This window comes from Rhodococcus koreensis (genome assembly GCF_900105905.1).
In the GTDB taxonomy this organism is placed as follows: domain Bacteria; phylum Actinomycetota; class Actinomycetes; order Mycobacteriales; family Mycobacteriaceae; genus Rhodococcus_F; species Rhodococcus_F koreensis.
The window spans coordinates 5,818,033-5,842,745 of sequence record NZ_FNSV01000005.1 but is presented as its reverse complement, the minus strand read 5'-3'; the positions used below and the strand labels follow the sequence as shown (position 1 = coordinate 5,842,745).

Annotated in this window: 20 protein-coding genes and 1 pseudogene; 15 read left to right on the top strand and 6 right to left on the bottom strand. The window is 66.5% G+C overall.

Annotation, left to right across the window (positions count from 1 at the left end; translation table 11 throughout):
- Positions 1 to 17 precede the first annotated feature (17 nt).
- Both BLV94_RS31090 and BLV94_RS31085 read right to left on the bottom strand, forming a co-directional pair.
- Entirely contained in the window at positions 18 to 911 is an 894-nt protein-coding gene (locus tag BLV94_RS31090) for an HpcH/HpaI aldolase/citrate lyase family protein (RefSeq protein WP_072944529.1), read from the bottom strand.
- Between the two features lie 100 nt (positions 912 to 1,011).
- Positions 1,012 to 2,187, bottom strand: coding sequence for a CaiB/BaiF CoA transferase family protein (locus tag BLV94_RS31085; protein ID WP_072944527.1), 1,176 nt, complete (start codon positions 2,185 to 2,187; stop codon positions 1,012 to 1,014).
- A gap of 263 nt (positions 2,188 to 2,450) precedes the next feature.
- On the opposite strand from BLV94_RS31085, the gene BLV94_RS31080 reads away from it, so the two are divergent.
- From BLV94_RS31080 to BLV94_RS31070, 4 genes and pseudogenes are all read left to right on the top strand, one after another.
- Positions 2,451 to 3,932 carry an aldehyde dehydrogenase gene (locus BLV94_RS31080; RefSeq protein WP_072944525.1) on the top strand — a complete coding sequence of 494 codons (1,482 nt, stop codon included), beginning with the start codon at positions 2,451 to 2,453 and terminating at the stop codon, positions 3,930 to 3,932.
- A 26-nt stretch (positions 3,933 to 3,958) separates the two neighbouring features.
- Complete coding sequence (locus BLV94_RS31075; protein WP_072944523.1) at positions 3,959 to 5,353, top strand: MmgE/PrpD family protein; 1,395 nt, start codon at positions 3,959 to 3,961, stop codon at positions 5,351 to 5,353.
- A 57-nt stretch (positions 5,354 to 5,410) separates the two neighbouring features.
- Positions 5,411 to 5,608, top strand: coding sequence for an alpha/beta fold hydrolase (locus BLV94_RS51095; RefSeq protein ID WP_244163700.1), 198 nt, complete (start codon positions 5,411 to 5,413; stop codon positions 5,606 to 5,608).
- Between the two features lie 15 nt (positions 5,609 to 5,623).
- Positions 5,624 to 6,286, top strand: a pseudogene (locus BLV94_RS31070) (alpha/beta fold hydrolase); the annotation flags it as partial.
- Positions 6,287 to 6,408: 122 nt separating this feature from the next.
- On the opposite strand, the gene BLV94_RS31065 reads toward BLV94_RS31070, so the two are convergent.
- Positions 6,409 to 6,939, bottom strand: a complete 531-nt coding sequence (locus tag BLV94_RS31065; RefSeq protein WP_072944522.1) for a cupin domain-containing protein — start codon at positions 6,937 to 6,939, stop codon at positions 6,409 to 6,411.
- Between the two features lie 280 nt (positions 6,940 to 7,219).
- Here BLV94_RS31065 and BLV94_RS31060 point away from each other — a divergent pair, with 280 nt between their 5' ends.
- From BLV94_RS31060 to BLV94_RS31050, 3 genes are all read left to right on the top strand, one after another.
- Complete coding sequence (locus BLV94_RS31060) at positions 7,220 to 8,323, top strand: lactonase family protein (protein WP_072944520.1); 1,104 nt, start codon at positions 7,220 to 7,222, stop codon at positions 8,321 to 8,323.
- Between the two features lie 51 nt (positions 8,324 to 8,374).
- Positions 8,375 to 9,289, top strand: a complete 915-nt coding sequence (locus BLV94_RS31055; RefSeq protein WP_072944518.1) for a mycofactocin-coupled SDR family oxidoreductase — start codon at positions 8,375 to 8,377, stop codon at positions 9,287 to 9,289.
- Between the two features lie 164 nt (positions 9,290 to 9,453).
- Positions 9,454 to 11,052 (top strand): sigma-54-dependent Fis family transcriptional regulator, encoded by a 1,599-nt coding sequence (locus BLV94_RS31050; RefSeq protein ID WP_143051440.1) that lies wholly within the window; start codon positions 9,454 to 9,456, stop codon positions 11,050 to 11,052.
- A 10-nt stretch (positions 11,053 to 11,062) separates the two neighbouring features.
- Here BLV94_RS31050 and BLV94_RS31045 read toward each other — a convergent pair whose 3' ends face one another.
- A complete protein-coding gene (locus tag BLV94_RS31045; RefSeq protein WP_072944515.1) occupies positions 11,063 to 11,926 on the bottom strand; it encodes a helix-turn-helix domain-containing protein in 864 nt (287 codons plus the stop codon).
- A gap of 152 nt (positions 11,927 to 12,078) precedes the next feature.
- On the opposite strand from BLV94_RS31045, the gene BLV94_RS31040 reads away from it, so the two are divergent.
- The 3 genes from BLV94_RS31040 (at position 12,079) to BLV94_RS31030 (ending at position 15,830) form a co-directional block, all read left to right on the top strand.
- Positions 12,079 to 12,975 carry an alpha/beta hydrolase gene (locus BLV94_RS31040; RefSeq protein ID WP_072944513.1) on the top strand — a complete coding sequence of 299 codons (897 nt, stop codon included), beginning with the start codon at positions 12,079 to 12,081 and terminating at the stop codon, positions 12,973 to 12,975.
- 256 nt (positions 12,976 to 13,231) lie between these two features.
- Positions 13,232 to 14,356, top strand: a complete 1,125-nt coding sequence (locus BLV94_RS31035; protein ID WP_072944614.1) for an NDMA-dependent alcohol dehydrogenase — start codon at positions 13,232 to 13,234, stop codon at positions 14,354 to 14,356.
- A 43-nt stretch (positions 14,357 to 14,399) separates the two neighbouring features.
- Positions 14,400 to 15,830 (top strand): aldehyde dehydrogenase, encoded by a 1,431-nt coding sequence (locus BLV94_RS31030; RefSeq protein WP_072944511.1) that lies wholly within the window; start codon positions 14,400 to 14,402, stop codon positions 15,828 to 15,830.
- A 21-nt stretch (positions 15,831 to 15,851) separates the two neighbouring features.
- Here BLV94_RS31030 and BLV94_RS31025 read toward each other — a convergent pair whose 3' ends face one another.
- Together BLV94_RS31025 and BLV94_RS31020 are read right to left on the bottom strand one after the other, a co-directional pair.
- Entirely contained in the window at positions 15,852 to 16,931 is a 1,080-nt protein-coding gene (locus BLV94_RS31025) for a LuxR C-terminal-related transcriptional regulator (protein WP_072944509.1), read from the bottom strand.
- Positions 16,932 to 17,083: 152 nt separating this feature from the next.
- Complete coding sequence (locus tag BLV94_RS31020; protein WP_244163699.1) at positions 17,084 to 17,455, bottom strand: nuclear transport factor 2 family protein; 372 nt, start codon at positions 17,453 to 17,455, stop codon at positions 17,084 to 17,086.
- Positions 17,456 to 17,729: 274 nt separating this feature from the next.
- Between BLV94_RS31020 and BLV94_RS31015 the strand changes: the two genes are divergently transcribed.
- The 5 genes from BLV94_RS31015 (at position 17,730) to BLV94_RS30995 (ending at position 24,699) form a co-directional block, all read left to right on the top strand.
- Positions 17,730 to 18,749, top strand: coding sequence for an ABC transporter permease (locus BLV94_RS31015; RefSeq protein WP_167372197.1), 1,020 nt, complete (start codon positions 17,730 to 17,732; stop codon positions 18,747 to 18,749).
- Between the two features lie 62 nt (positions 18,750 to 18,811).
- Positions 18,812 to 19,885, top strand: a complete 1,074-nt coding sequence (locus BLV94_RS31010; RefSeq protein ID WP_072944504.1) for a sugar ABC transporter substrate-binding protein — start codon at positions 18,812 to 18,814, stop codon at positions 19,883 to 19,885.
- Between the two features lie 13 nt (positions 19,886 to 19,898).
- A complete protein-coding gene (locus tag BLV94_RS31005; RefSeq protein ID WP_083395721.1) occupies positions 19,899 to 22,091 on the top strand; it encodes an ABC transporter permease in 2,193 nt (730 codons plus the stop codon).
- Positions 22,088 to 23,173: a hypothetical protein gene (locus tag BLV94_RS31000; protein ID WP_072944499.1), complete on the top strand. Its 1,086-nt coding sequence runs from the start codon at positions 22,088 to 22,090 to the stop codon at positions 23,171 to 23,173. Before BLV94_RS31005 ends, BLV94_RS31000 begins: the two co-directional genes overlap by 4 nt.
- 11 nt (positions 23,174 to 23,184) lie before the next feature.
- A complete protein-coding gene (locus BLV94_RS30995; RefSeq protein ID WP_072944497.1) occupies positions 23,185 to 24,699 on the top strand; it encodes a sugar ABC transporter ATP-binding protein in 1,515 nt (504 codons plus the stop codon).
- Positions 24,700 to 24,713 lie beyond the last annotated feature (14 nt).

Sequence of the window (24,713 nt, the reverse complement as noted above, 5' to 3'; positions counted from 1 at the left end):
CTCTTCGGTCGATCCGCTCAGGCGTGGGCCATGACGGCTTCGGCCTGCGCGATGATGCCCTCGGCGGTCTTCACGTGGGCGATGTCGATGTGCTGGCCCTCGAAGTCGACGGCCGCGCTACCGGCGGCCTCGGCCACCTTGAACGCCTCGATCATGCGGCGGTAGAAGTCGACCTGCTCGGGGGACGGCGTGAACACGTCGTTGGCGATGGCGATGTGCGACGGGTGGATGCACACCATGCCGCGGTAGCCGAGTTGCTTGTTGTCCAGGCAGAATTGGCGGGCACCGTCGAGGTCCTTGATGTCCTGCCACACGCCGGCGACGGGATGGTGCAGGCCCGCTGCGCGGGCGGCGAGGACGAGTCGACTCCGCAGGTACAGCGTCTCCAGGCCGGCCGGGGTGAATTCGAAGCCCAGTTCGCGTCCCACGTCCGCGCTCGGACCGGTGGCGCCCAGCAGGCTGGAGATGCGCGGGGTGGCTGCGGCGATTTCGTCGCAATGCGCCATCGAGACCGCGGTCTCGTAGCTCACGATGAGTCCCACGCTGCCCGCCTCGAGCCCCTGCCGGGCCTCGATGTGCGACACCACGGCGTCGATCCGCACGAGTTCCTCGGCGTCGAAGACCTTGGGCAGGAACAGACCGGTCAGCCCCGGCCGGATCACCGCCTCGAGGTCACTGCCCTGGATCCCGGTCACGAACGCATTGGGCCGCACCCACACGTCGGCGCGAACACCCTCGGCGTGCAAACGGTCGATGGTGGCGGCGGTGACGCCACGCGCCTCGTCCTTGTCCGCGACGGGAACCGAGTCCTCCAGGTCGAGGATCAGGGCGTCGGCGCCGGAGGCCAGCCCCTTGTCGGCCCAGGAAGGCTTGTGACCGGGCACGAACAGCATGGAACGGTACGGATTCATGAACTCTCCTCAGTAGTGAGTACGGGAAGTAGCGGGTATGGGAAGTAGCGGGTATGGGAAGTAGCGGGTATGGGAAGTAGCGGGTATGGGAAGTAGCGGGTCAGGACTCGTCGGCGTAGAGGACGCCGGACGCGAGCAGCTCGTCGATCTTCTCGGCGGGGAGCACCTCGCCCGCGACGGAACGGGTGTCGGCGCCGACCTTGGGAGCACGGTCACCGCGGTCCGGGCGCTCGCCGTCGAACGTCCACGGCGGCCGGATCAGGGCCAGGCCGTCGGGTTGCCACTCGACGAGGTCCAGGTGCTCGACCTGCTCGTGCTCGAGGTAACCGGTCATCGACAGGACCGGGGCGAACGGCACGTCGGCCTCGGTGAGGACCTTCTCCCAGTGGTCCTTCGACTTCGTGGCGAACTCCGCCTCGACGATCGGCACCAGCTCGAAGTAGTTCGACTCCCGCGGGCGGTATTCGGCGAACCGGGGGTCCTCGGCCAGGTCCATGCGGTCCATCGCACGGCACAGCGACTGCCAGAACTTCTGCGAGGACGACAGGTGGACGGCCAGGTACTCGCCGGTCGACGTCGGGACGCAGAAGTTCTGCGCCTGCGGGTGGCGGCTCGTGCGGGCCGGGTTTTTGCCGAGTTCGAAGGACTGCGTGATGCCGTCGATGGTCAGTGCGCTGACGGCCTCCATGATGGACGTCTCCATCCGCTGCGGCTGACCCGTCTTCAGCCGCCCGACGAGGGCCGCGAGGACGCCGGTTGCGGTGCTCAGACCGGTGACGAGGTCCGCGCTCAGGCCACCGGCCAGCTGCGGGTGGTCGCCGTCGCTGAACAGCGAGTACAGACCGCCGAAGGCGTGGCCGATCGTGTCGTAGGCGGGACGGTTGGCCAGCGGACCACCGGCGCCGAATCCGGTGACGGACCCGTACACGATGTCGGGACGCAGGGCGCGGCAGTCGTCGGGGCCGAGCCCCATGGCGGCCACCTTGCCCGGGCGCAGGTTCTCGAGCACCACGTCGAAGTGCGGCACCAGCGCCTTGACCAGCGCGACGCCCTCCTCCGACTTCAGGTCGACCGACAGACTGCGCTTGCCGGTGTTGTACTGCCGGAAGTAGGGGCTGGCGTCGTTCTGATGGCGCCGGAAATCTTCTCCGACCACAGGGCGCTCGACTTTGACCACTTCGGCGCCGAGGGCGCACAGCATCGACGTCCCGAACGGGAGCGCGATGTATCCCCCGATCTCGAGGATCCGGATACCGTCGAGCGGCTTGTGCTGCATGTTGCCTCGCCTTCGTCTCAGCAAAATATTATATATCGTTTACAGTGGGGTCAAGCCCCGCCGGATCGGAGTACCCCACCGAGGCGACTCCCAGTCGGCTGGATCACGGCAAGGCACTTCCATGGAGCTATGCAACATTATATACTTTGCATGGTGCAGCTCACATATCGAGCAGAAGGCTCCGCCCACCAGGCCGGACACCTCGGTCCCGCCTGCGATCCGGACCACTTCCACCCCTTATCGACCAGCGAAGGAGCGGCACCATGAGTGTGCAGACAGAAATTTGGCAGGGGCAGTACGACAAGCTGTTCATCGGCGGACAGTGGGTACTGCCGGCCTCCGAGCGCACCTTCGACGTGATCTCGCCGGCCACCGAAGAGCTCGTCGCGCGCGTCCCGGAAGGCGTCGAGGAAGACATCGACGCGGCGGTGAACGCGGCACGCGAGGCGTTCGACAAGGGGCCCTGGCCCAGGATGGCACTCGACGAGCGGATCGCGGTCCTCCGGAAGCTCAGCGCGGAACTCGCCGCGCGCGAGGCCGACGCCGCCAGACTCGTCAGCGCCGAGATGGGTTGCCCGATCACCCTGTCCACGAAGATGCAGTCCATCGGACCGCGCCTGCTCCTGGACTCCTTCCTGGACCTCGCCCCCGCCTACCCATGGGCCGACACGCGGTCGTCCGCAACCGGCAGCGCGCTGGTGACCCGCGAACCGGTCGGGGTCGTCGCAGGCATCGTGCCGTGGAACGCCCCGCTGCTCATCACCATGATCAAGCTCGCGCCGGCGCTGCTGGCGGGCTGCACCATGGTCATCAAGCCCTCCCCCGAGACCCCGCTCGACGCCTACCTGCTCGCCGACATCCTCGACGAGATCGGTCTCCCCGCCGGCGTCGTGAACATCGTCCCCGCCCAGCGCGAGGCCAGCGAGTACCTGGTGCGGCACCCCGGCATCGACAAGGTGTCGTTCACCGGGTCGACCGCGGCGGGCCGTCGCATCGCCTCGCTCTGCGGCCACGACCTGCGCCGTGTGACCCTCGAGCTAGGCGGCAAGTCCGCCGCGGTGTTGCTCGACGACGCCGACCTCGATGTCGCAGTCGCCGCGATCCGCGCCGTGTCACTGCGCAACAGCGGCCAGGTGTGCAGCAACAAGACCCGGATCGTGGTGGCGCGCTCGCGCCGCGACGAACTCCACGACCGGCTGGTGGACCTGATCAAGTCGATGCCCGTCGGCGACCCGTTCGACCCCGCCACCGAAATCGGCCCGATGGTCAGCGCCAATCAGCGGTCCCGAGTCGAGGGCTACATCGACGACGCGAAGGGATCCGGCGCCTCCCTGCTGGTGGGCGGCGGACGTCCCGACGGTCTCGACCGCGGCTGGTACGTCGAGCCCACGATCTTCACCGACGTCGACCCTGCCGCGAAGATCGCGCAGGAGGAGATCTTCGGCCCGGTTCTCACGGTGCACACGTTCGACACCGAGGCCGAGGCGATCGACATCGCCAACAACTCGGAATACGGCCTCAACGGATCGGTGTTCGCCGCCGACCCCGAACATGCGCTGGCTGTGGCACGCCACATCCGCACCGGCACAATCGAAGTCAACGGGAACCCGGCGGGCTTCAGCGCCCCGATGGGCGGTTTCAAGAACAGCGGCATCGGGCGCGAGGCGGGCCTCGAGGGCTTCGACGCCTACGTCGAGCTCAAGTCCTACGGAATCCCGGGCGGCCTGCTCGGTTCGCTCTCCTGACCCAGATCTACCGAAAGGCAACACACATGGGCAACATTCCACCCGTCGAAGAAGCTGCCGCCCGGCTCGTCACGGATCTGACCTTCGACTCCATCCCCGCCGACGCGCTCGCCGGTGCGCGCCGCCTGATGCAGGACCAACTCGCCCTTCAGGTCGGCAGTGCCTCGCTGCCGTGGAGCAAGGCACTGCTCGAGCTGACGCGCGCGGCGCACGTTCCGGGCAAGTCACACGTCGCCGCGACAGGCGACGAGATGAGCGCCGCGGACGCGGCATTCGTCAACGCCTCCTTCGGCCACGGCTTCGAATACGACGACGCCCACCGGGCCAGCTCGTCGCACCCGGGCAGCACCGTCGTGTCCGCCGCACTCGCGGTCGGCGAGGAACTCGGCGCGACGATGCGCGAGGTGATCACCGGCATCGTCGCCGGCTACGAGGTGTACACCCGCATCGGCAACCTGGCCGCACCCGAACTACTCGAGCGCGGCTTCCACCCGCACGGGTTGCTGTCGAACTTCGGTGCGGCCGCCGTCGTCGCAAAGATGCGCGGCTTCGACGTCGAGACGACCGTGCACGCCCTCGCCATCGCCCTCAGTCACGCGTCGGGCACCACCGAGTACACGTCGTCCGGTGGCTCCATCAAACGCATCCACTCCGGCATCGGCACCCGCAACGGGATCCGCGCCGCCGAGATGGCGGCCGCGGGCATCACCGGTCCGACGACGTTCCTCACCGGCGGTAAGGGCTTCTACCGCACATTCGTCGGACGCCCGGTCGCCGACGACGCCGCGGCCACGTTCGGCCTCGACAAGACGTTCGAGATCACGCGCGTGTGGATCAAGCCGTACTGCTGCTGCGGCATCAACCACGCCTACATCGACGGCGCCCGCCAACTCTCGGCCCGGGCCGCGGACGTCGACTCGGTGCTGCTGGGCATTCAGACCGGCGGCGACGTGGTGATCGGCAACAAGAACGCCAACGCGTACGCACCGAAGATCATCGAGCACCTGCAGTACAGCCTGCCGTTCCAGTTCTCGCTGTCGTTGCTCGGCAAGGGCAACGGATTCTCGACCCACCACGCTTACATGGCCGGCCGGCTCGACCTCGGCGCCGGCAGCGACATCGCCGCCCTCGCCCAGAAGGTGAAGATCGAGGTGAAGCCCCAACTGGACACCGCCTACCCCGGCCGCTGGGTCGGCGACATCACCGTCACCTACACCGACGGCACCAGCGAGAGCCTGTTCGTCGACAACCCCACCGGCACCGCCGAGAACCCGATGTCGCAGGAGGACCTCGATGCGAAATTCCGCGACGTGACCTCGGCATCGCTGGGCCCCGAGCGCGGCGAGACCCTGCTGCAGGCCATCAAGGGCGGCGACCTCGACCAGCCCGCCGCCGACTTCGCGGCCCTGCTGAAGGTCTGATTCCCTCCGACCGCCGGCCCCAACCGGGCCGGCGGCCGATGACGAGAAAGAGAGCTGATGGACGCCCAGACCACAGCCCGGCCGATCCCCGTCGAGTTCACAGGATCCGGTGGGGTCCGTCTTGCCGGTGATCGGTGGGAGACCGACGATCGGTTGACCGATTCGACCGAGGGAACCATTCTCCTCCGCCACGGCGGCGGCCAGACCAGGCACTCGTGGGATCGCACGGCGGCACGATTGGCCGAGAACAGATAGCGCGCAGTCACTTTCGACGCGCGCGGGCACGGCGACAGCGGATGGGCACCCGAGTACTCGGCCGAACTTTTCGCGGCCGACCTCGAAGCGGTACTCGCCGAACTCGGCGGCCGTGTCGTCGTCGTAGGAGCGTCGCTGGGCGGCCGGACGGGCATCGTCGTCGCGGGCGGACGCCCCCGTTCCGTCGCCGGGTTGGTGCGGGTCGACATCACGCATCGAACCGACCACACCGGCCAGCGGAGGGTCCGCGACTTCCTGGGCGCGGCGCCCGACGGGTTCGCCTCGCTCGACGACGCGTCCGCGGCCATCGACGCCTTCCGCGGCACGCCACCCCGTCGTCGCCGCAGCGACGGGTTACGAAAGAACCTGCGTCTCAAGGGCAACGGCCGCTGGTACTGGCACTGGGATCCAGCCTTCGTCGGCTACGCGGACAACCGCGGCAATTCCGACGAGCGGCGGCTCGCCGACCTGACCGCCCGGATCACGGTTCCCACCTTGATAGTTCACGGATCGAGGTCGGAGATCGTCTCGCGGGAGGCGGTCGACGAGATGCTCGCCCTGGTGCCGAACTCCGAGGCCGTCGAGGTGGACGCGGGGCACATGATCGCCGGCGACGACAACGAGGCATTCGCCCTGCACCTCGAGGGCTTCCTCGATCGGGCTCTCCCGTCACGCTGAGCGGAGTCAGCCCGTCGTGCCGGCGACCATCACGGCGACCATTGTCACGGGCTTGTCCGTGCGGTTGCTCCACGCGTGCTTGATGCCCCGGTTGATCACCGTGTCACCCGGCCTGAGCGGAGTCAGCCCGTCGTGCCGGCGACCATCACGGCGACCATTGTCACGGGCTTGTCCGTGCGGTTGCTCCACGCGTGCTTGATGCCCCGGTTGATCACCGTGTCACCCGGCCTGAGCAGGGTCTCACCCGTCTCGTAGATCGCATAGATCTCACCGTCGATGATCGTCGCGATATCGACGGTCTCGGTGGCGTGCAAACCGACGATCTCCTCGCTGTCCGCCTTGGCATCCTCGCCGTGCAGGTTTCCGATCGATGCCGCATAGACAGCCGGATCAATTTCGCTGTCGGGTGGAAATGTCGCCAGGCGGACGACGAGCCCACTGGCCGGCGGCGCGAGTTCCACCTCGGATTCGAGGGTGTCATCGTCGGTGAAGACGGCGGGGAGTGCATCGACCCTCCACACGTCGTTCACGGAGAAGGCAGGCAGTGCGACCCGAGTGCCGGTTGTCTCGTCCACGACGATCGTCGACTTGCCGTCGGCATCGACTCCGGCGATCACGCGCCGTGCGGTCTTCTTCAGGTGCTCACCACTCATCACTGTCCCTTTCCGCTCGAATGCGCCGCCCACGACATGACGGACGTCTCAGTTCGTACAGTATCATATATAATGTTGGCAATGTATGGACCGGCGCGCGTGCAGCGGAGTGTCCAGATAATTGGACACCTTCACCCCGGCTTCCCGGCCTACGTTCAGCGTGGCGAACCCGCCGAATCGAGGAACCACGGAGGTTGCATTGACGACTCGGAATCCATCGGCCGCCGAAAGAAAGTGGTCGACCTGGAAGATGCTGCGAGCGCGAATACGTACGACCGTCATGGCGATCGGCGTTGCCGCAGGCGTGTCCGTCGGTACGGTCATCTCTCCCTCGGCAGGCGCAGCCCTGGCTGATGATGCGGCGGGACCGAGTTACCTTCTGGTCGGTGGCACAGGTTCGTCGAACATCGGGGTGTTGCGCGAATCCGGCGGTCGGCTGACTCCTGTCGGGCAGCCCGTGCCCACCGATACCGGCACGCTGTCGATCGCGGTCACGCCGAATGGCCGATTCGCGTATGTCGCACATACTGTCTCGGGAACACTCCAGGGATTCCGCGTCGGCGACGACGGTGCACTCGAGCGCCTCGAGGACGCCCGCCTCGCCCCCGGCCGACCGATCGTGGGTGCAGTCGTGAGCCCGGACGGGAAGTGGCTCTTCGCCACCGTCGGCTCGATGACCAACGACGTGCAGACGTATGCCATCGCGCCGTCCGGCGCTCTGACACTCGTCGATTCGGTGACTATTCCCGGCGCGACGAGCGGCCTGTCCATTCCGGTGGTGTCTCCGGACGGTCGATTCCTGTTCGCCCCGAGCTTCATCGGGGCGACTATGGATTCCTTCGCGATCGGATCCGAGGGCAGGTTGACACCGACCGGCTCGCAGGTGCCGACCGGTGATCGTCCGGCGTTGCCGTCGGTGACGCCCAACGGCAAGTTCCTGTTCATCACCAACGAGGGGACCAACGACGTCTCCGGCTACCGCATCGCGCCCGACGGTGCACTGACCCCGATCGGGCGCTTCCCGACGAAGGCGATTCCGCACGGTATGGCCATCACACCGGACGGCAGGTATCTCTACCTTCCCCAGACCGGCGGTCAGAGTGTGAACGGATTCGAGATCCGAGACGACGGCGCCCTGGTTCCCGTGCCCGGCGCGGATGCGCCCAGCGCACCGGGACACTTCCCCGGCCGTGTCGTGCTGAGCCCGGATGCCCAGCGGCTCTATGTCATCGACACGCTGACCACGACCGGCATCGAGAAGGTGTTCACCTACCGGGTGAAGCCGGACGGGGCACTCGAGGCCACGGGAGAACCGCCGGTCGATACGGGTGTGACGTTCTCCGACGGCGCCACCGGAGTGTTCGCATCCGTCGGACCTGCGTGAACTACCCACCCACCCCGCACTACCGAATGAAATGTGGAAAGGACATCGACAATGGGACTACTGGACGGCAAGGTCGTCTTCATCACCGGCGCCGCACGAGGGCAGGGTCGAGCACATGCGGTGACCGCTGCGAAGGAGGGAGCCGATGTCATCATCACCGACATCTGCTCACCCGTCGACGGGATTCGATACGCGCTGGCGAGCAAGGAAGATCTCGACAAGACACAGGCTCTCGTCGAGAAGGAAGGCCGACGGGCGGTCAGTGCAGTCGCCGACGTCCGTGATCAGGCCGCGCTCGACGCGGCAGTCTCTCTCGGGCTCGACGCATTCGGCCGGCTCGACGCGGTCATCGCCAACGCCGGACTGTGGGATCTCGGGCCCAAGTCCTGGGAAATCACCGAGCAGATGTGGACGACGGTCACCGATGTGGTGCTCGGCGGTACCTTCCGGACGATCAAGGCCACCGCGCCGCATCTCGTCGAGCAGCGTGGCGGTGCGATCGTATGTATTGCGTCGGTAGGCGGGCTGGAGGCAACGGCCGGATACACCCACTACATCACGGCCAAGCACGGCGTCCTCGGCCTGATGAAGAACACCGCTCTGGAGATCGCGGAGTACAACGTGCGGTGCAACGCGGTCTGCCCCGGCGCGGTGGACGCGAAGATCTGGGACAACCCGATGGGCCACCAACTGTTCGTCGCCCCCGGCGAGAAAGCGAACCGCGATGTGGCGATAGCCGCCACGTACGGCTATGCGCTGCTGGCCGGCAGGCCCGCGCTTCCGCCGAACGCCACAAGTAATGCCGCATGCTGGCTGCTGTCCGACTACGCCGAGCACATCACCGGTGTCGCCCTGCCGGTCGACGCCGGCCACCTCCTGCTCCCCGGCGTGAATTTCGCGCCGCAAACCGAGGGACCGGAAGCCGATCGTTACCGCTCACCTGCCCAGTCGCCCGACGATCTGTGACAGCCTGACGACACCGGCCCCGACCGCTGCACGCGGCCGGGGCCGGTGTCTGAGCGTCCCCCTCGGCCGACCCTTGTTCGAAGCGCGCATATATTATATTGTGTTCTCGCTCACATGTGATGCGAGTCCGTTCTCATCGCGCCTGGCCGGAAGGTGGTGTCGGAGTGCTCAGTAGCTCAGCGCATTCCACGGTCGACGCTCGGCCGGAAATCGCGTCGTCGTGGATGCGTTCGCAATTGTCGGGTCTCGACTCCGATACGACGCCGAGGCTGGACAGGATCGACGTCTCCTCGGACGGGTGTCTCCGACGGGCCGCGGCGCCCGTTCTGGATCGCATCTGCCGCGAGTTCGACGGTGCGCCACTGGTGTTCGTTCTCGCCGACCACGACGCCCGAATCCTGGATATCCGACACGCCAGTCCTGCCGTCCGCGACGCGGTCGCCTGGATGGGAATCGAGCCCGGAATCCGGCTGGCCGAGGATGAAGTGGGAACCAACGCGGTGGGCACTGTCCTGGAGGCCCGGCAACCGCTGCTCGTCCACGGCCCCGAACACTTCATGTCCGCCTTTCACGAGTTCAGCTGCTTCGGCCAGCCGATCATTCATCCAATAACGCGACGACTCGAAGGCGTTCTCGACGTCGGAGGCGGCGCAGGCGAGGATCACCGGTACTTCGCGCCGATCGCCCAGCGGTTGGTCGGGGAGATCGAGGACCGGCTGGCGCTGAGCACACCTGTCGCGCAACGAAATCTGCTGGCGGCCTTCCATTCTGCGGCACGGCGGAAGGAACGGCCGGTGATGGTGCTCGGCGAGGGGATGGTGCTCGCGACCCCGGCGGCCCTCGACCTCCTCGATCCCGCCGACCATGCGGCCGTCCGAGCCGGCGCCGACACCGCTCACACAACGGCCGTCACCAATCGCTTGACGCTCGAATCCGGTCGCGAAGTGGAGTTCACCTGCACTCCGGTCGATGGCGGGAACGGCGTCCTGGTGGATTTCGCTATGGCGAGAACGAGCCCGAAGCCGCAACCACGACCATCGGTCGAGGAGTGGCCGCTCCTCGTCGTCGGAGAAACCGGCACCGGCCGGACAACCGAGGCGGTGCGTGCGGCCGGACCGGGCGGGGCGATCGTCGACGCCGCGGACGTCGTGCACACGGGTGAGCAGGCCTGGGCGGTCGGACTCGGCCGGCAGCTCGAGCAGGATGGTGCCGTCGTGATCATCGAGAACGTCCACTTCCTCACCGATTCGATGGCCACACTGGTTGCCCGCCTCATCCGGGGCACGCGGCGACACGTCGTTCTGACCTCGACGAGTGCGAACGACGACGCGGGGATCCACCCCTCCCTGGTGGGGCTCTGCGCCGCGCGACGTGAACTCGCTCCGCTCCGTCGGCGCCGCCACGAGATTCCGGGGCTGGCCCGTCGGATGCTGGCGGAGGAGGCCGTGACGTCCGACCTGCGCCTCACCCCGGCGACACTGCAGGTCCTGGCGGCACATCCGTGGCCGGGCAACCTCGCCGAAATCCGGCGGGTGATCCACGCGCTGGCCCGGACCCGCTCGGCCGGAGACATCATTCCGACCGACCTTCCCGCACCGTACCGGGAAGTCGGCACACCCCTGTCGCCCATTCGACATGCCGAACGGGAAGTGATCGTCGCGGCGATCGAAGCTGCCGGCGGGAACAAACTCAAGGCCGCGCAGTCACTCGGGGTGAGCCGGTCGACTCTCTACAACCGGCTCCGGGTTCTCAAGATCGCCTGACCTCTCCGGTTCACATCCGGCCCAGCCGTGCCAGTCGCTCCTGGGTCGGCGAACCGTCCTCGGCGGAGTTCAGCACCAATTGCTGCTCGGGCGCGCCGGAGTAGCGGAAGATCTCCCAGTCGAGGGTCAGCTCACCGACGACCGGATGATTGAGCACCTTGACGCCGAAGTCCTGGCGCGCCACGTTTCGCGCCGCCCACCATTGTCCGAACTGACGATCGGCGATCGTGAGTTCGCCGACGAGCGCGGACAGGGCCGGATCGGCCGGGTTGATGGCCGCCTCGCGGCGCAGGATCGCCACACAGGACCGCGCGACCGCCGTCCAGTCGTCGAACAGCTCCCGCATCCGAGGGTCGGTGAAGATGAGCCGCACATAGTTCAGCTCGTGCGGAGCCATCGCATCGAAATCGGCATACACCTTGGTGGCCAAGGGATTCCACGCCAAGATATCGGTCCGAGGACCCAGCACGATGGCCGGGGTGTCGGTGAGCTGGTCCAATAGCCGTCGCACCTGCGGGCGTACCCTGCTGCCACCGGTGCGTGACTGCGCCGCCGGACGGGGCGTGGACCGGTGGGTGGCGTGATCGGCCAGACTGTCGAGGTACTCGGATTGATCCGAGTCGAGTTGCAGCGCTCGCACCAGCGCGGCGAGCACCTGCTCGGACGGGACGAGCCGGCCCTGCTCGATCCGGGTGTAGTAGTCGGTGCTGATCGCGGCGAGCTGCGCCACCTCCTCGCGCCGCAGCCCGCTCACCCGGCGGCGCTGGTCGAGGTCGGGTAGGCCGACGTCGGACGGTGACAGCTCGCTGCGGCGGGTTTTGAGGAACGCGCCGAGCTCACGTAGGTGTGGTGCCTGGTGTATCGGACTGGGCATACAGCCAGGGTAGGTCGGGGGCGCCAGATTATCCTGGGAAGGATTGTTCCCAGGATAAATGTCGCCCTTCCCCGGTTTCCCCGGAGCTCCGAGACTAGGTATCGAGCGATTCGGAATGCGGATCGGAATTCTCGAAACACCACGGAGGCACCATGACCACCAAGACCGATGTTCGGTTCAACAGCAGCGGCTTTCAGCTCGCCGGCCACCTCTACACCCCGGCCGAGGCCGCCGGGCGGCTGCCCGCGATCGTCGTCGGGCATCCCATGACCGGTGTCAAGGAGCAGACTGCGGCACTGTACGCGCAGCGCCTCGCCGATCAGGGTTTCATCACCCTGGCGTTCGATGCCGCGTACCAGGGTGAGAGCGAGGGCGAACCGCGCGGACTGGAGGATCCGTTCCAGCGCGCGGAGGACTTCCGGAACGCGGTGACCTACGTGAGCACCCGCGACGACGTGGACCCGGAGCGGATCGGTGTCCTCGGCATCTGCGCCTCGGGCGGCTACGTGCCGTTCGCCGCACAGACCGACCACCGGATGAAGGCCGTCGCCACCGTCAGCGGCGCGGACGCCACCTGCTTCTTCCGGGTGCCGGACCCCGAGGCCTTCGCGAAGCTGGTGGATCAGGCGGGCGCCGCGCGGACCGCGGAGGCGAAGGGCGAGGACATCCCCATGGTTCCGGTGCTGCCGGACTCGGTGGACGCGTCGACGCCGAAGGCCGTCGCGGAATTCTTCGACTACTACAAGACTCCGCGCGCACAGCACCCGCGATCGATCGGGAAGTTCGCGCTGCGCAGCGTCGACCATCTCGACCAGTTCGACGCCTACGCCGGTGTCGCGAAGATCGCGCCCAGGCCGCTGCTGATGATCGCGGGAACCGAGGCCGAGACCAAGGGCTTCAGTGAGGGCGCGGTGGCGGCCGGCGGCGAGACCGCCGAGCTGTTCGAGATCGACGGCGCCACCCACGTCGACCTGTACGACGTCGACCAGTACGTCTCGCAGGCAGCGGACAAGCTCACCGAGTTCTTCACGAAGAACCTGGCCGGATAGCCGGATCGGCTGCCGGTCGGTGTGACCGTGCCCCGGCCCCCGACCGGGGCACGGTCACGTCAATAGTCCTTTGGTCGTATCGGAATACGACCGGTGACGGATTCCCAGACGCCGCGTCGGCAGCCACACTGAACGCAAAGTATGGCCACCGTCACATTTATCCGACCGCGTGATCCGCAAGCGGATCCTGCCGATCCAGAAGGCCGCAGATGACACTCATCAGGGAACGCACCTCCGTCTCACCGGTGGTGCGCGCATGAAGACGCGAGGGGCAGTCCTGCTCGAGGTCCCGGGACGATACGAGATCGTCGAACTGGACCTCGACGAACTGCGCCAGAACGAGATTCGCGTCCGGATGGTCGCCGCCGGCCTCTGCCATTCGGACGACCACTTCGCCACCGGCGACCAGACGCCCGGGATCCTTCCCATCGCCGGCGGTCACGAAGGTGCAGGCATCGTCGAGGCCGTCGGCCCCCACACGCCCGGCTACGAGGTCGGCGACCACGTCGTCTTCTCCTTCCTGCCGATATGCGGCCGATGCAAGTGGTGCGCCCGGGGGCTGCAGAATCTCTGCGATCTGGGTGCTCTTCTGACCACGGGCTGCCGTTTCGACGATCCCGGTTCGTACCGGCTCTCTCGGGGCGGCAGGCCGGTGGGTCAGCTCGCCGGACTCGGCACGTTCTGCGAACGCATCATCGTCTCGACCGCATCGGCGGTGAAGATCGACAAGGCAGTCCCACTCGAGGTTGCGTGCCTCACCGGGTGCGGCGTCGGAACGGGCTGGGGCGCCGCGGTCAACTCGGCCGATGTGCGCGTCGGCGACGTCGTCATCGTGGTCGGGATCGGCGGCATCGGAATCAACGCCGTCCAGGGTGCGGCCCACGCCGGTGCCAGTGCCGTCATCGCGGTCGATCCCGTTGCGTTCAAACGAGACACCGCACTGAAGTTCGGTGCCACGCACGCGGTCGCGACGATCGAGGAAGCGAACGCGATCACAGCCCCGCTGACCAACGGCCAGGGCGCCGACTCGGCGATCGTCACCGTGGGAGTGATCACCGGGAAGATTGTCGGCGAGGCACTCGCTGCGGTCCGCAAGGGCGGCACGTGTGTTCCGGTCGGAATCGGCGACACCTTCACCAAGGACGGGGACATCAATCTGCACGACCTCACGCTGAGCCAGAAACGGCTGCAGGGTTCGCTCTTCGGTGCGAGTCGGCCGACGTCCGACATTCCCGCGCAACTCGAGCTCTACCGGCAGGGGAATCTGCTGCTCGACGAACTCGTGACGAACCGGTACACCCTCGACGAGATCAATCAGGGATACGAGGACATGAAGGCGGGAAGGAACATCCGGGGGATCGTCGTCTTCGATCACGAATGACCGCCTCACGACACTCGACAGCACGCCGATTCCAGGAGTCCTCATGACATGCGACCACGACCACCATTTCATCAACGGACGCCGGGAGCGCACCCACTCGGCGGACCGCATCTCGGTGATCAATCCGGCCACCGAGGAGCAGTTCGCGTCCATCGCCGACGGCGACGCGTCCGACGTCGACGCCGCGGTGACCGCGGCTGCGGAGGCCGGCGAGAAGTGGGCAGCGCGCACACCGGCCGAGCGTGCCGGTTACCTGCGCGGTCTGGCCGATGCCTTCGAAGCGCGCAGCGACGAGATGTCGGCGCTGGTCACGCGTCAGAACGGAACACCGATCAGCATCTCCCGCGCCATGCAGAGCCAGGTTCCGGTCGCCTACCGGTACTTCGCGTCGTTGGCCGACGATCTCGAGACCGAGAAGCTGGTCGAGACCGCGAGTGGTGACGCGGTGCTGCGCCGTGAGCCCGTCGGCGTGGTGGGCGCCATCACGCCGTGGAACGGACCGCAACCGTTGATCGCCTGGAAGCTGGGGCCGGCGTTGGCCGCCGGCTGTACCGCCGTGATCAAGCCCGCACCGGAGACCTCTCTGGATGCGCTCGTCTTCGCCGAGATCCTCGATGCCGCAGGAATTCCGGATGGCGTGGTCAACATCGTCACCGGCGGCCGGGAAACCGGTGCTGCCCTCGTCTCACACCCGGGCGTGCACAAGGTCGCATTCACCGGCTCGACGGTCGCGGGCAAGGCGATCGCGGCCGAATGCGGCAGGCAACTCAAGCACGTCACGCTCGAGCTCGGCGGCAAGTCGGCGGGAATTCTGCTCGATGACGTCGACCTGGACGCGTTCACACCCCTGGTGATGTCCGCGTGCGCGCCGAACACCGGCCAGACGTGCCGAGCGTTGACCAGAGTGCTGGCGCCCTCGTCGCGGTACGACGAGATCGTCGAGATGCTCGGCGCGACACTGAGCGCCATACCGCAGGGTGATCCGACCGACCCGGCCAACTTCTTCGGACCGCTCGTGAACGCGACGCAACGCGACCGAGTCGAGTCGTACATCGAACTCGGCCGCACCGAAGGCGCCGAGGTCGTCATCGGCGGCGGGCGCCCCGAGAAGCTCGATCGCGGTTACTACGTGGAGCCGACGATCTTCCGTAATGTCACAAACGACATGCGCATTGCTCGCGAGGAGATCTTCGGGCCGGTGCTCGTCGTGATGCCGTACGACACGATCGACGAGGCGATCGCCATCGCAAACGACTCCGACTACGGATTGGGCGGCGGAGTGTTCTCACCCGATCGCGATCGGGCAACCGAGGTTGCCCGCCGCATCGTGACCGGCAGCGTCGGGGTGAACACGTCGACCCTCCCGATCGAGACGCCGTTCGGAGGTCTGAAGAACAGCGGTATCGGACGCGAACTGGGCCCCCAGAGCCTGGATGCCTATCTGGAATACAAGACCATCTTCCGCGGCAGGTGACGCCGAGGCGGTGATCGAACGTCATCGCCTCAGCCAATAGGCCACGGCTTCAGCACGATTCGATGCATCGAGCTTACGCAGGATGTGGGTGATATGGGTCTTGACGGTCCCCTCGGAGATCGACAGTTTTCGTGCAATCGATCGATTGGCGTCGCCTGCCGCCATGAGCTCGATGACATCCACCTCGCGGGTCGACAGCACGGGATGGCGTAGATCGCTCATCGTGATCTGCGGTGGGGCAGCGATTTTCACGTCACTCACCAACCGGGCCATCCCTTCGCTGAGCGAGGTCAGTCCCTCCAGAACCGAGACTCGCGCCAACGTGTGACTCAACCCCTCGGCATAAAGGTTGAGCACCGCGCGGTCGGTGGTATCGACGTCGCGAGCCGGATAGTGGCTGTCGGCGTGGACGAGCCCGATGACCTTGCCGTGCGAACGCAACGGAGCCACGATGTACGACGTGCATCCGGACATCGAGACCAGTTGCCGATTCACCCGCGGATTGTTCTGAACGTCGAACACCAACCCGGAGCGAGCTCGATCGACCACGTCCGACTCGATGATGGAGCCGTCGAGCTTCGGTGGATCCTGGCGGCCGGCCGCAACCATGTCCCGGGCAAGTCGGGGGTCCCGCTCGATGAACATCGAATGCAGGTTCCATGTCGCATCACCGATGGTGGAGACGAGCGCGCGATCGAACCCGATGGTGCACGCCTCGGCCGCGGCCTGTGACAGAAGCTCGTTCGCGGTCGTCGCGACCTGCAAGCGGCCGAGTGCCCGGCGAATCCGCCGCATGGTCTCGACACCCTCGGCGACGCGGGCGTCCTCGACCCGCGACTCCAGGTCGCGGACACGGCCGAGGAGGCCGGTCAGCTCGGCGAGACGAGGCGGCGTGGGGCCCGCCGCGGGCTGGTTCATCTCAGCTATCACGCAGTCCCACACATGCGCCAGGAGCCGCTTCGCTGACGACACGCGCGAGCACTCGGCGACGGAGATGCTGCAGTCCAGGACGTCGCCGGCAGCGATACCCAGCTCGCGAATCTGCGCGGTGACGTCTGCGTCGAGCTCCACATCACTGCGTCGTGTATCTGGGGAAGTCATACTCATGGCACCACTCCAAGACGGGGTGTCTACATCATATACAAATATGATGCGTGACACACGTCCTCAGGACGGCCGAATGCCGGGCGCGCAGTCCACGCCCCCGGCAGACGGTCGCCGATCAGGCGACTGTCTGTCGGGGTACTGCGATTTCAGGGCTGGATACCCGTCTCCGGGCCGATGTACTCCCGGACTCGAACAGCCTTACCGTCACGCGCCTCGACGATCTGCACGAGGTGCAACTTGACCTCCTGGCCGCCCATCTCCAGTTCGACGGACGCCTCGTTGAAAAAGCCGTTTTCGGTGAACGTGATGCCCTCGGGGCGGAAGTCCGGCACGGGCCCGCCCCCGGCGCGTTCGTACACGGCGGCGACGGCCTCGGACACCGAGACCCACTTGTCGTCGGCGCTGTGCCACACGGGGCAGTCCTCGACGCAGATCTCGAGGAACAGGTCGATGTTCGCCAACGCTTTGACCCAGTTCTCCGAAAGTTCGATGGTTGCCTGGTCTGGGGTGCTGCTCATCTGTGGTCGGACCTTCCTGTCGGATTTACTGCAGGTGATCTGCGTCACCCATGCTGCCCGCGCGTGAACCGATCGAGTGTCCAGATATCTGGACACTGCTCGAAAGATGGGGATCGTCCATAAGTCGTAGTGAGAATCCGACCGCAGGCAGATGCACGCGCACTATGCCATTCGCCACACTGGCTCGACGCATATGACGCAGATCACCAACTCGATATGTCCACCTCCGCCTCGTTGCGGTCGACACCCATATCCGAATCGACACAGGAGTCCCATGACTACGGCAACAGTGGCGGCCGAGCCGAGCCGAGTAACGCTCCGCGGCCGCCTGGGCGGCTTCGACCAGGCGTACCTGGTCCTCGGCATCACCGTGCTAATGGCACTGGTCGGCGGCGCGACGACGACGAACTTCCTCACCACCGGAAACCTCACCAGCATCCTCAGTCTGTCCGCAGCGTTCGGCATCCTCGCCGTCGGCGAGGCGATCGTGATCCTGGGCAAGGGTCTGGACCTGTCCGTTGCGGGAATCGGCCTCGGCTGCGCGCAGGCCACGTTGGCACTGATGAGCACGGGTATGCCCGAGTGGCAGGCAATCGGCCTGATGGTCGCCCTGGCCGTCGTCGTCGGCCTCGCCAACGGAGTGATCATCGCCTTCCTCAACGTGCCCGCACTGTTCGTGACGCTCGCGACCGGCATGCTGGTGATCGGTGGCATCGACATCCTCGTCCTCACCCAGAACGTCTACAGCGTTCCCGGTTCGTCGCTACTCGCAGCGATCGCCAACGGTTCCGTGCTCGGGGTCCCGCGTCCCGTGATCATCGCGGGGTCAGTCTTCCTCATTGCCTGGCTGTTCATTTCGTACACGTCCCCGGGACGCCTGATCCGCGCGATGGGAGACAACTTCGACACCGCGCGAGCGTCGGGCGCCCCGGTCCGGCCGCTGCAGATCCTCACCTACGCGATCTCGGCACTGCTCGCCGCCGTGGCCGGCTACGTCGCGGTGTCCATCCAGGGAAGCGTGCAGACGACCATCACGTCATTCGACCCGATCCTGTTCACCGCCCTCACGGTGGTGGTGATCGGCGGTGTGTCGCTGTCCGGCGGCCGGGGAACCATCCTCGGTGTCCTCGCCGGTGCGATATTCGTCGGAATCCTCAACAACCTGTTGATACTTCACGGGCTGAGCACCGCCGTCCAGGACCTCATCCGGGGAGCGGTACTCATCTCGGCGATCGCGTTCGACGCATGGCTGCACCCGCGGAACGAGGAGACCGAGAAATCCGGCGAACTGTGACACCCGATCGGAAATACATCACTCACACAGGCTCTTCCGGCCAGCAGAAGGAATCGAGAACCATGAAGACGATGAAGAAGATCGCCGCGTGCATCATTGCGGTGGCGGCCACAGTCGCCGTCGCGGGGTGCACGGTCAACAGCGGTACTGCCGCGACCCGATCCGAGGGAGGCGAAAAGGCGTTCGGTACCAACGTCGAACTGCTCCCGGCGCGACAGACGGCACTCGACGCGATGCAGGGCAAGAAGATCGCATTCGTGCCGATCCTCTACAAGGGCTACCAGTTGACCGAGAACTGGGGCACGACGATGCAGCGAACGTTCGACAACCTGGGAGCGGACTTCACGGTCTACGACTCGAACTTCAGTAGCGACCGAATGCTCAGCACCATCAACGATCTGATCGCGCGCAAGGCGGCCGACGTGCTGATCCTCCAGAACCAGGATCAGGGCCTACTCGACAGCGTCATCGACCAGGCGGCGAAGGCCGGCATCTACACGGTGGTGCTCAACATGATGTCCAACCGGCTCGGAGACGCCTTCGTCGGAGTCGACGTCTACGGTGCCGCGCAGTCGATCGCGGGCCGTGCCGTCGAAGACTGCGACAAGCGCAACGCCCCCAAAACCATCTCGATCATCGACGGTCCCGGCAACGACCCGGCGTCGATCCTCTGGAATCAGGGCATCAAGGACGCGGTGGAGCCGCTGGGCTACAAGGTTCTCGTCAACCACTCGCAGTTCCAGAATGCGCAGGCTCAAGCGGCCGCCGAGTCGGTGATCCAACAGCAGCAGGGTGAGCTGTGCGGCTTCATGGTGACGTTCGACCTCAATTCGATCACCGTCGGGCAGACGGTCAAGGCCGCGGAGTCACGGGGACAGGTGCAGCCCGGATCGATCGGCGTCTACACCCTCGACGCGGACAGCAACTGGTGCGATGCGCTGAGGCAGGGACTGGTGACCGCGTCGGCGGCCTACGACGTCCAGGGCATCGGCGCCGCCGGCGCCGCGGCGGCCCAGAACTTGATCTTCGACGGCGCACAGCCCGGTGCCGGCAACTCGGTCGCCTACGTCTCGAGCACAGTGGTCGACAGAAGCAACGTCGACCAGACCACGATCGCCTGCTACACGAGCCGGTAGGGACCGATACCTGATGACAACATCGACTACTTTGCGCCGCAGCGGCTTCGGTCCGCTTCGCCGCGGCATCGATGCCTTCCCCCTGACCGGAGGTCGGCCGGCCGAACGTATCCCGCGGTTCCGCACCATCTCCGACCTGTTCGAGAAGCGGTGGATGGAGGGTGCCGTCCCACTCGTGCTGGCACTCGCACTGTGCGTGTATGTCCTGGCGACGACCAACGTCGGCGCGGCCAACGCACCGCTGATACTCGACGAGGTAGCCGAGTGGGGCCTGCTCGCAGTCGGCCTGACGGTCGTCCTCGTCGGCGGCGGCATCGACCTGTCGATCGGATCGATGGTGGGCGTCTGCGCGCTCGGCGCGATGGTCGCCGACCGGGTCTGGATGTGGCCGACCGCGGTCGTCGTCCCGGCGGGGATAGTGCTCGGGGCGTTACTCGGGTCGGTCAACGGGTACCTCATCGCCCATCGGCGGATGCGCCCGTTCATCACCACCCTCGTCACACTCATCGCGTTCGGCGGGGCGGCAGCCGCACTGCAGAACGCGTACAGCACCCAGATCGGCATCGGCAAGCAGTCTCTCGTATGGGACTTCTTCAGCAACGGCACGATCATCGGGATCCCCACCGAGTGGTTCGTCTTCGCGGTGGCGCTGATCGTCGTGCACCTGGCACTGACGCGCTCACGTTGGGGCTGGTGGGTGACGGCGACCGGATCCGACCGGCGCTCGGCGCGTCGTAACGGCATTCCGGTTACCGCCGTGACCTTCTGGACGTATGTGCTGTCCGGCGCGTTGGCCGGCACAGCTGCGATCCTGACGTCGGCACGGCTCAGTCGTACCGATCCCAATATCGGACGGGGTTGGGAGATCATCGTGCTGACCGCGGTCGTCCTCGGTGGGGTGAGCCTGAAGGGCGGGCGTGGTTCGGTGCTCCGCGCGACGGTCGGCGTCGTCGTGGTTGCCATCATCCAGCAGGCCACCGTCGCCGACGGCGCGCAGGGGTCCTACTACACTGTCATTCTCGCGGCCGTGCTGCTGATGTTCACGATCCTCGATCTGCAGTGGGGGAAGTACCGGCAGCGGGCGGTCGAGAAGCTGAAGATCGATCCGGCCCGCCTGTCCCTCGGCCCGCTGGTCGACGTCACCGAACCGGGCACCGTGTGGTCGCTGAACCGGCGGCTCACCGATGCGCCGCCGGTCGGCCTCGGCAAGATCCGGGGAGCGGAGGACTGTGCGGTCGACTCGGACGGCAACGTGTACTGCGGGGACCAGCGCGGCTGGGTGTGGCGGTTCCGCGGCATCGACGACACCGAGGGCGAGATCTTCTCCCGCACCGGCGGATTCCCGTGCGGACACGTCTGGGATGCGGAGGGTCGCCTCGTCGTCGCGGTGGGTGGCATGGGTATCTACCGCATCGGGAGCGACGGCGAACCGGAACTCGTCGCCAACAAGGTCACGCGCAGTCCCCTGTCACTCATCGACGATTCGGGCCTGCGAGCCATCGACGATCTCGACATCGCTCCCGACGGCTCGATCTACGCCTCCGACTTCTCCACACGGACCAACACAGCCGACTTCCTGCTCGAGCTCGTCGAGTTCCGGCCCAACGGCCGGGTCATCCGAGTCACTCCCGACGGCAAGACCGAGGTGGTCGTGTCCAACTACGTCTTCCCCAACGGCATCTGCACCGCACACGACGGCGAGTCGATCCTCATCGCGAGCACCGGCTTGTGTCGCATCGATCGGCTGTGGATCTCCGGGCCGAAGACGGGGCAGCTCGAACCGGTACTGGAGAACCTGCCCGGCTACCCGGACAACATCAACAGGTCGTCTGATGGCAACTACTGGATGCCGTTGTGCGCCATGCGCACCCAGATGTCCGATCTACTCGGGAAGTACCCCGCGGTCCGCCGCAGGATGACCCGCGAGGTGTCCGTGGACAACTGGGTGGTGCCACAGCTCAACGTCTCGTGCGTGATCAAGTTCAGTGACCGCGGCGAGATCCTGTCGGTGCTCTGGGACGAGTCGATGGAGAACTATCCGATGGTCACCGCGGCGAAGGAACGCGACGGTGCGCTGTACCTGTGCGGCGTCAGCAACAACCGTATCGGCCGGCTGGTACTCGACCCGAGTGAAGTCGGCACCATCGATCCCTCGGCGGTGCCGGGGACCGCTCGCACGCGCACTCCCGAGGAGGTCACCCGATGAGTTCGACCCTGAGCACCCTCAGAGAATGGATCAACCCGAATCGGGGCAGGCACCGCACCGTGCCGCCGATGGACACCGGGCTGCGCCCCAATCTCCGGTTGGACGAGGCAACGGAACTCTTGCCTCCCGGGCGGTACGAGCCCGACGACGTGGTAATCACCCGGTCCGGCGCTGCGGCTTTCAGCAGTGGCAACGTCGTGTTCGACTACCACGACGGTGAGGTTGTTCTCCGCGCCGAGTTCTCCGGCAGGGTCGCGGCCCTCGCGGCCGTCGGCGACGAGGTCGTCGCTGCGGTCGAGGGTCGCGGGCTCTGTGCGATCTCACCGTCCGGTGCGGTCGCGGAGATCTGCACGGACCCGTCGGTCACCTCGTGCGTGACCGCGCTGACGGGGACTCCCGACGCCGCCCTGCTCGTGGCCGTCGGCTCGACCACCGGGCAGTCCGCGGAGTGGGCACGGGCCCTGGTCACCGGCGACCGGTCCGGACAGATCGTGCGGGTGGACGGGGCCCGGGCACGGGTGGTTGCCGAAGGCCTGGCATGGCCGTCGGGGATCGGTATGGCCTCCGACCGCGACGTGCTCGTGTCGATCAGCCTGGAGCACCGCGTCGAACTGCGCGAACTCACGGCACTCGGCGACCGGGGGCGCACGATGACGGCGAACCTTCCGATCTACCCCGGTCGGGTGAGCGCCGACGACGGCGGCTACTGGTTCGCCGCGCCGTATGTACGCAACCGGGTCACGGAGATGCTGCTCGACGAACCCGAGGTGCTTGCCGAGATGATCGGCACGATCAGCCGCGACGAATGGTTCGTCCCGCGCCTGCACAGCGAGGACCCCTTCACGGAGACGATGCAGATGGGACAGCTGCGGGTGCTCGGGGTCGTGAAGAGCTGGGCGCCCGCCCGCTCCTGCGGGCTCGTGTTCCGCATGGACCGCACGGGCAGAGTCGTCGAGAGCGCCCATGCCCGCGTCGACAGCAACCGTCACGGCGTCACCGGTGTCGCCGTCCGGGACGGACAGGTGATCGCCGCGGCGTGCGGGTACGGGAATCTGCTGAACCTACAAGAGCACAACAGATGAGGATGGCAACGATGTCAAAGGTAGCGAGTGGCTCATCCGCCGCGCCGGTGATCCGGTTGACGAACGTCGGCAAGAGCTACAACGGAACCCACGCGCTCGCCGGAGTCGACTTCGATGTCCGCCCGGGCGAGGTCCACGCCGTACTGGGTGAGAACGGTGCCGGGAAGTCGACGATGGTGAAGATCATCTCGGGCGCGGTCGCGCACGACACCGGCACTCTCGAGATCTCCGGACGGGAGCGAACGTTCGCGACACCGCGCGAATCGGTGGAAGCCGGTGTGGCGATGGTCTACCAAGAAGGGTCCCTCGTCGAGTCGATGACGGTCGCGCAGAATCTATTCATGGGCGACGAGAAAGTGTTCAACAACCTCGGTCACCTCAATGTCATTGCCCGAGAACTACTCGAATCGCACAACTTCCACATCCGCCCCGACGTGGCGGCCGGTTCACTCGGTGTGGGCCAGAAGCAGATGGTGGAGATTGCCCGCGCGGTCCATCGGAATGCGGACCTGGTGATCCTCGACGAACCGACCGCATCGGTGACACCCGAAGAACGGTTGCAGTTGTTCATGTCGATGCGGAGTCTCGCGCGGCGCGGGATCGGCGTCATCTTCATCACCCACATGCTCGACGAGGCGTTCGAGCAGGCGGATCGCATCACCGTCCTGCGCGACGGCGTGGTCCAGGGGACCCTGGCGAAGCCGGAGTTCACCCACGACCGGGTAGTCAAGATGATGGTGGGCCGCATCGTCGAAATGGGACGCGTGCTGCCGGGCCGCACACCGGAACCGACGCCGACGCTGCAGGTCGAGGACCTGACACTGCTGCCCGCTGTGCGTAACATGGCGTTCTCCGCCTACGCGGGTGAGATCGTCGGCCTCTACGGGCTGGTCGGTGCGGGGCGCAGCGAGGTCGCGATGATCATCAGCGGCATCACGAAGCGTCGTCGCCTCCGCGGTGGCACGGTGCAGCTCAACGGAAAACCGGTCCGCTTCCGAACACCGCGGCACGCGCGGCGGGCCGGCATCGTCTACATCACCGAGGACCGCAAGGCGTCCGGCTTCTTCAGCCATCTGACGATCGCGGACAACATCTATCTCGGCCACCTGTGCAGCGCACTCCGCCTGCCGTTCCTGTTCCGCCCCCGTGTCCGGAAGACGGTGGCGCAGCGGTTCGTCGACCAGTTCGAGGTTCGCACCCTCGCACCCGACAAGGCCACCCTCGAGGAGCTGAGCGGCGGAAATCAGCAGAAGGTCGTACTCGCCAAGGGACTGACCCGCAAGCCGCTGGTCGCGATCATCGACGAGCCGACCCGCGGTGTGGATCTGGGCACGATTCCGGAGATTCACGCGATGATTCGCGCTCTCGCCGACGACGGAGTCGCGGTGGTGGTCATCTCGTCCTACCTGCCCGAGATCCAGGCGCTGTCCGATCGGGTCCTGGTAGCACGCGCGGGCAGCATCGCAGCCGAGTTCTCGCCGGAGGAAGCCGACGAGGAGAGCCTCATGTTCGCGGCGGTCCACTGACGCGCGGCGTCACG

Bases quoted from the DNA above. Each gene is read 5' to 3' on its own strand.
- BLV94_RS30995 (WP_072944497.1), top strand. From the start codon at position 23,185: ATGTCAAAGGTAGCGAGTGGCTCATCCGCCGCGCCGGTGATCCGGTTG.
- BLV94_RS31015 (WP_167372197.1), top strand. From the start codon at position 17,730: ATGACTACGGCAACAGTGGCGGCCGAGCCGAGCCGAGTAACGCTCCGC.
- BLV94_RS31055 (WP_072944518.1), top strand. From the start codon at position 8,375: ATGGGACTACTGGACGGCAAGGTCGTCTTCATCACCGGCGCCGCACGA.
- BLV94_RS31010 (WP_072944504.1), top strand. From the start codon at position 18,812: ATGAAGACGATGAAGAAGATCGCCGCGTGCATCATTGCGGTGGCGGCC.
- BLV94_RS31020 (WP_244163699.1), bottom strand. From the start codon at position 17,455: ATGAGCAGCACCCCAGACCAGGCAACCATCGAACTTTCGGAGAACTGG.
- BLV94_RS31065 (WP_072944522.1), bottom strand. From the start codon at position 6,939: ATGAGTGGTGAGCACCTGAAGAAGACCGCACGGCGCGTGATCGCCGGA.
- BLV94_RS31040 (WP_072944513.1), top strand. From the start codon at position 12,079: ATGACCACCAAGACCGATGTTCGGTTCAACAGCAGCGGCTTTCAGCTC.
- BLV94_RS51095 (WP_244163700.1), top strand. From the start codon at position 5,411: ATGGACGCCCAGACCACAGCCCGGCCGATCCCCGTCGAGTTCACAGGA.
- BLV94_RS31025 (WP_072944509.1), bottom strand. From the start codon at position 16,931: ATGACTTCCCCAGATACACGACGCAGTGATGTGGAGCTCGACGCAGAC.
- BLV94_RS31085 (WP_072944527.1), bottom strand. From the start codon at position 2,187: ATGCAGCACAAGCCGCTCGACGGTATCCGGATCCTCGAGATCGGGGGA.
- BLV94_RS31000 (WP_072944499.1), top strand. From the start codon at position 22,088: ATGAGTTCGACCCTGAGCACCCTCAGAGAATGGATCAACCCGAATCGG.
- BLV94_RS31060 (WP_072944520.1), top strand. From the start codon at position 7,220: ATGGCGATCGGCGTTGCCGCAGGCGTGTCCGTCGGTACGGTCATCTCT.
- BLV94_RS31030 (WP_072944511.1), top strand. From the start codon at position 14,400: ATGACATGCGACCACGACCACCATTTCATCAACGGACGCCGGGAGCGC.
- BLV94_RS31075 (WP_072944523.1), top strand. From the start codon at position 3,959: ATGGGCAACATTCCACCCGTCGAAGAAGCTGCCGCCCGGCTCGTCACG.
- BLV94_RS31090 (WP_072944529.1), bottom strand. From the start codon at position 911: ATGAATCCGTACCGTTCCATGCTGTTCGTGCCCGGTCACAAGCCTTCC.
- BLV94_RS31035 (WP_072944614.1), top strand. From the start codon at position 13,232: ATGAAGACGCGAGGGGCAGTCCTGCTCGAGGTCCCGGGACGATACGAG.
- BLV94_RS31005 (WP_083395721.1), top strand. From the start codon at position 19,899: ATGACAACATCGACTACTTTGCGCCGCAGCGGCTTCGGTCCGCTTCGC.
- BLV94_RS31045 (WP_072944515.1), bottom strand. From the start codon at position 11,926: ATGCCCAGTCCGATACACCAGGCACCACACCTACGTGAGCTCGGCGCG.
- BLV94_RS31080 (WP_072944525.1), top strand. From the start codon at position 2,451: ATGAGTGTGCAGACAGAAATTTGGCAGGGGCAGTACGACAAGCTGTTC.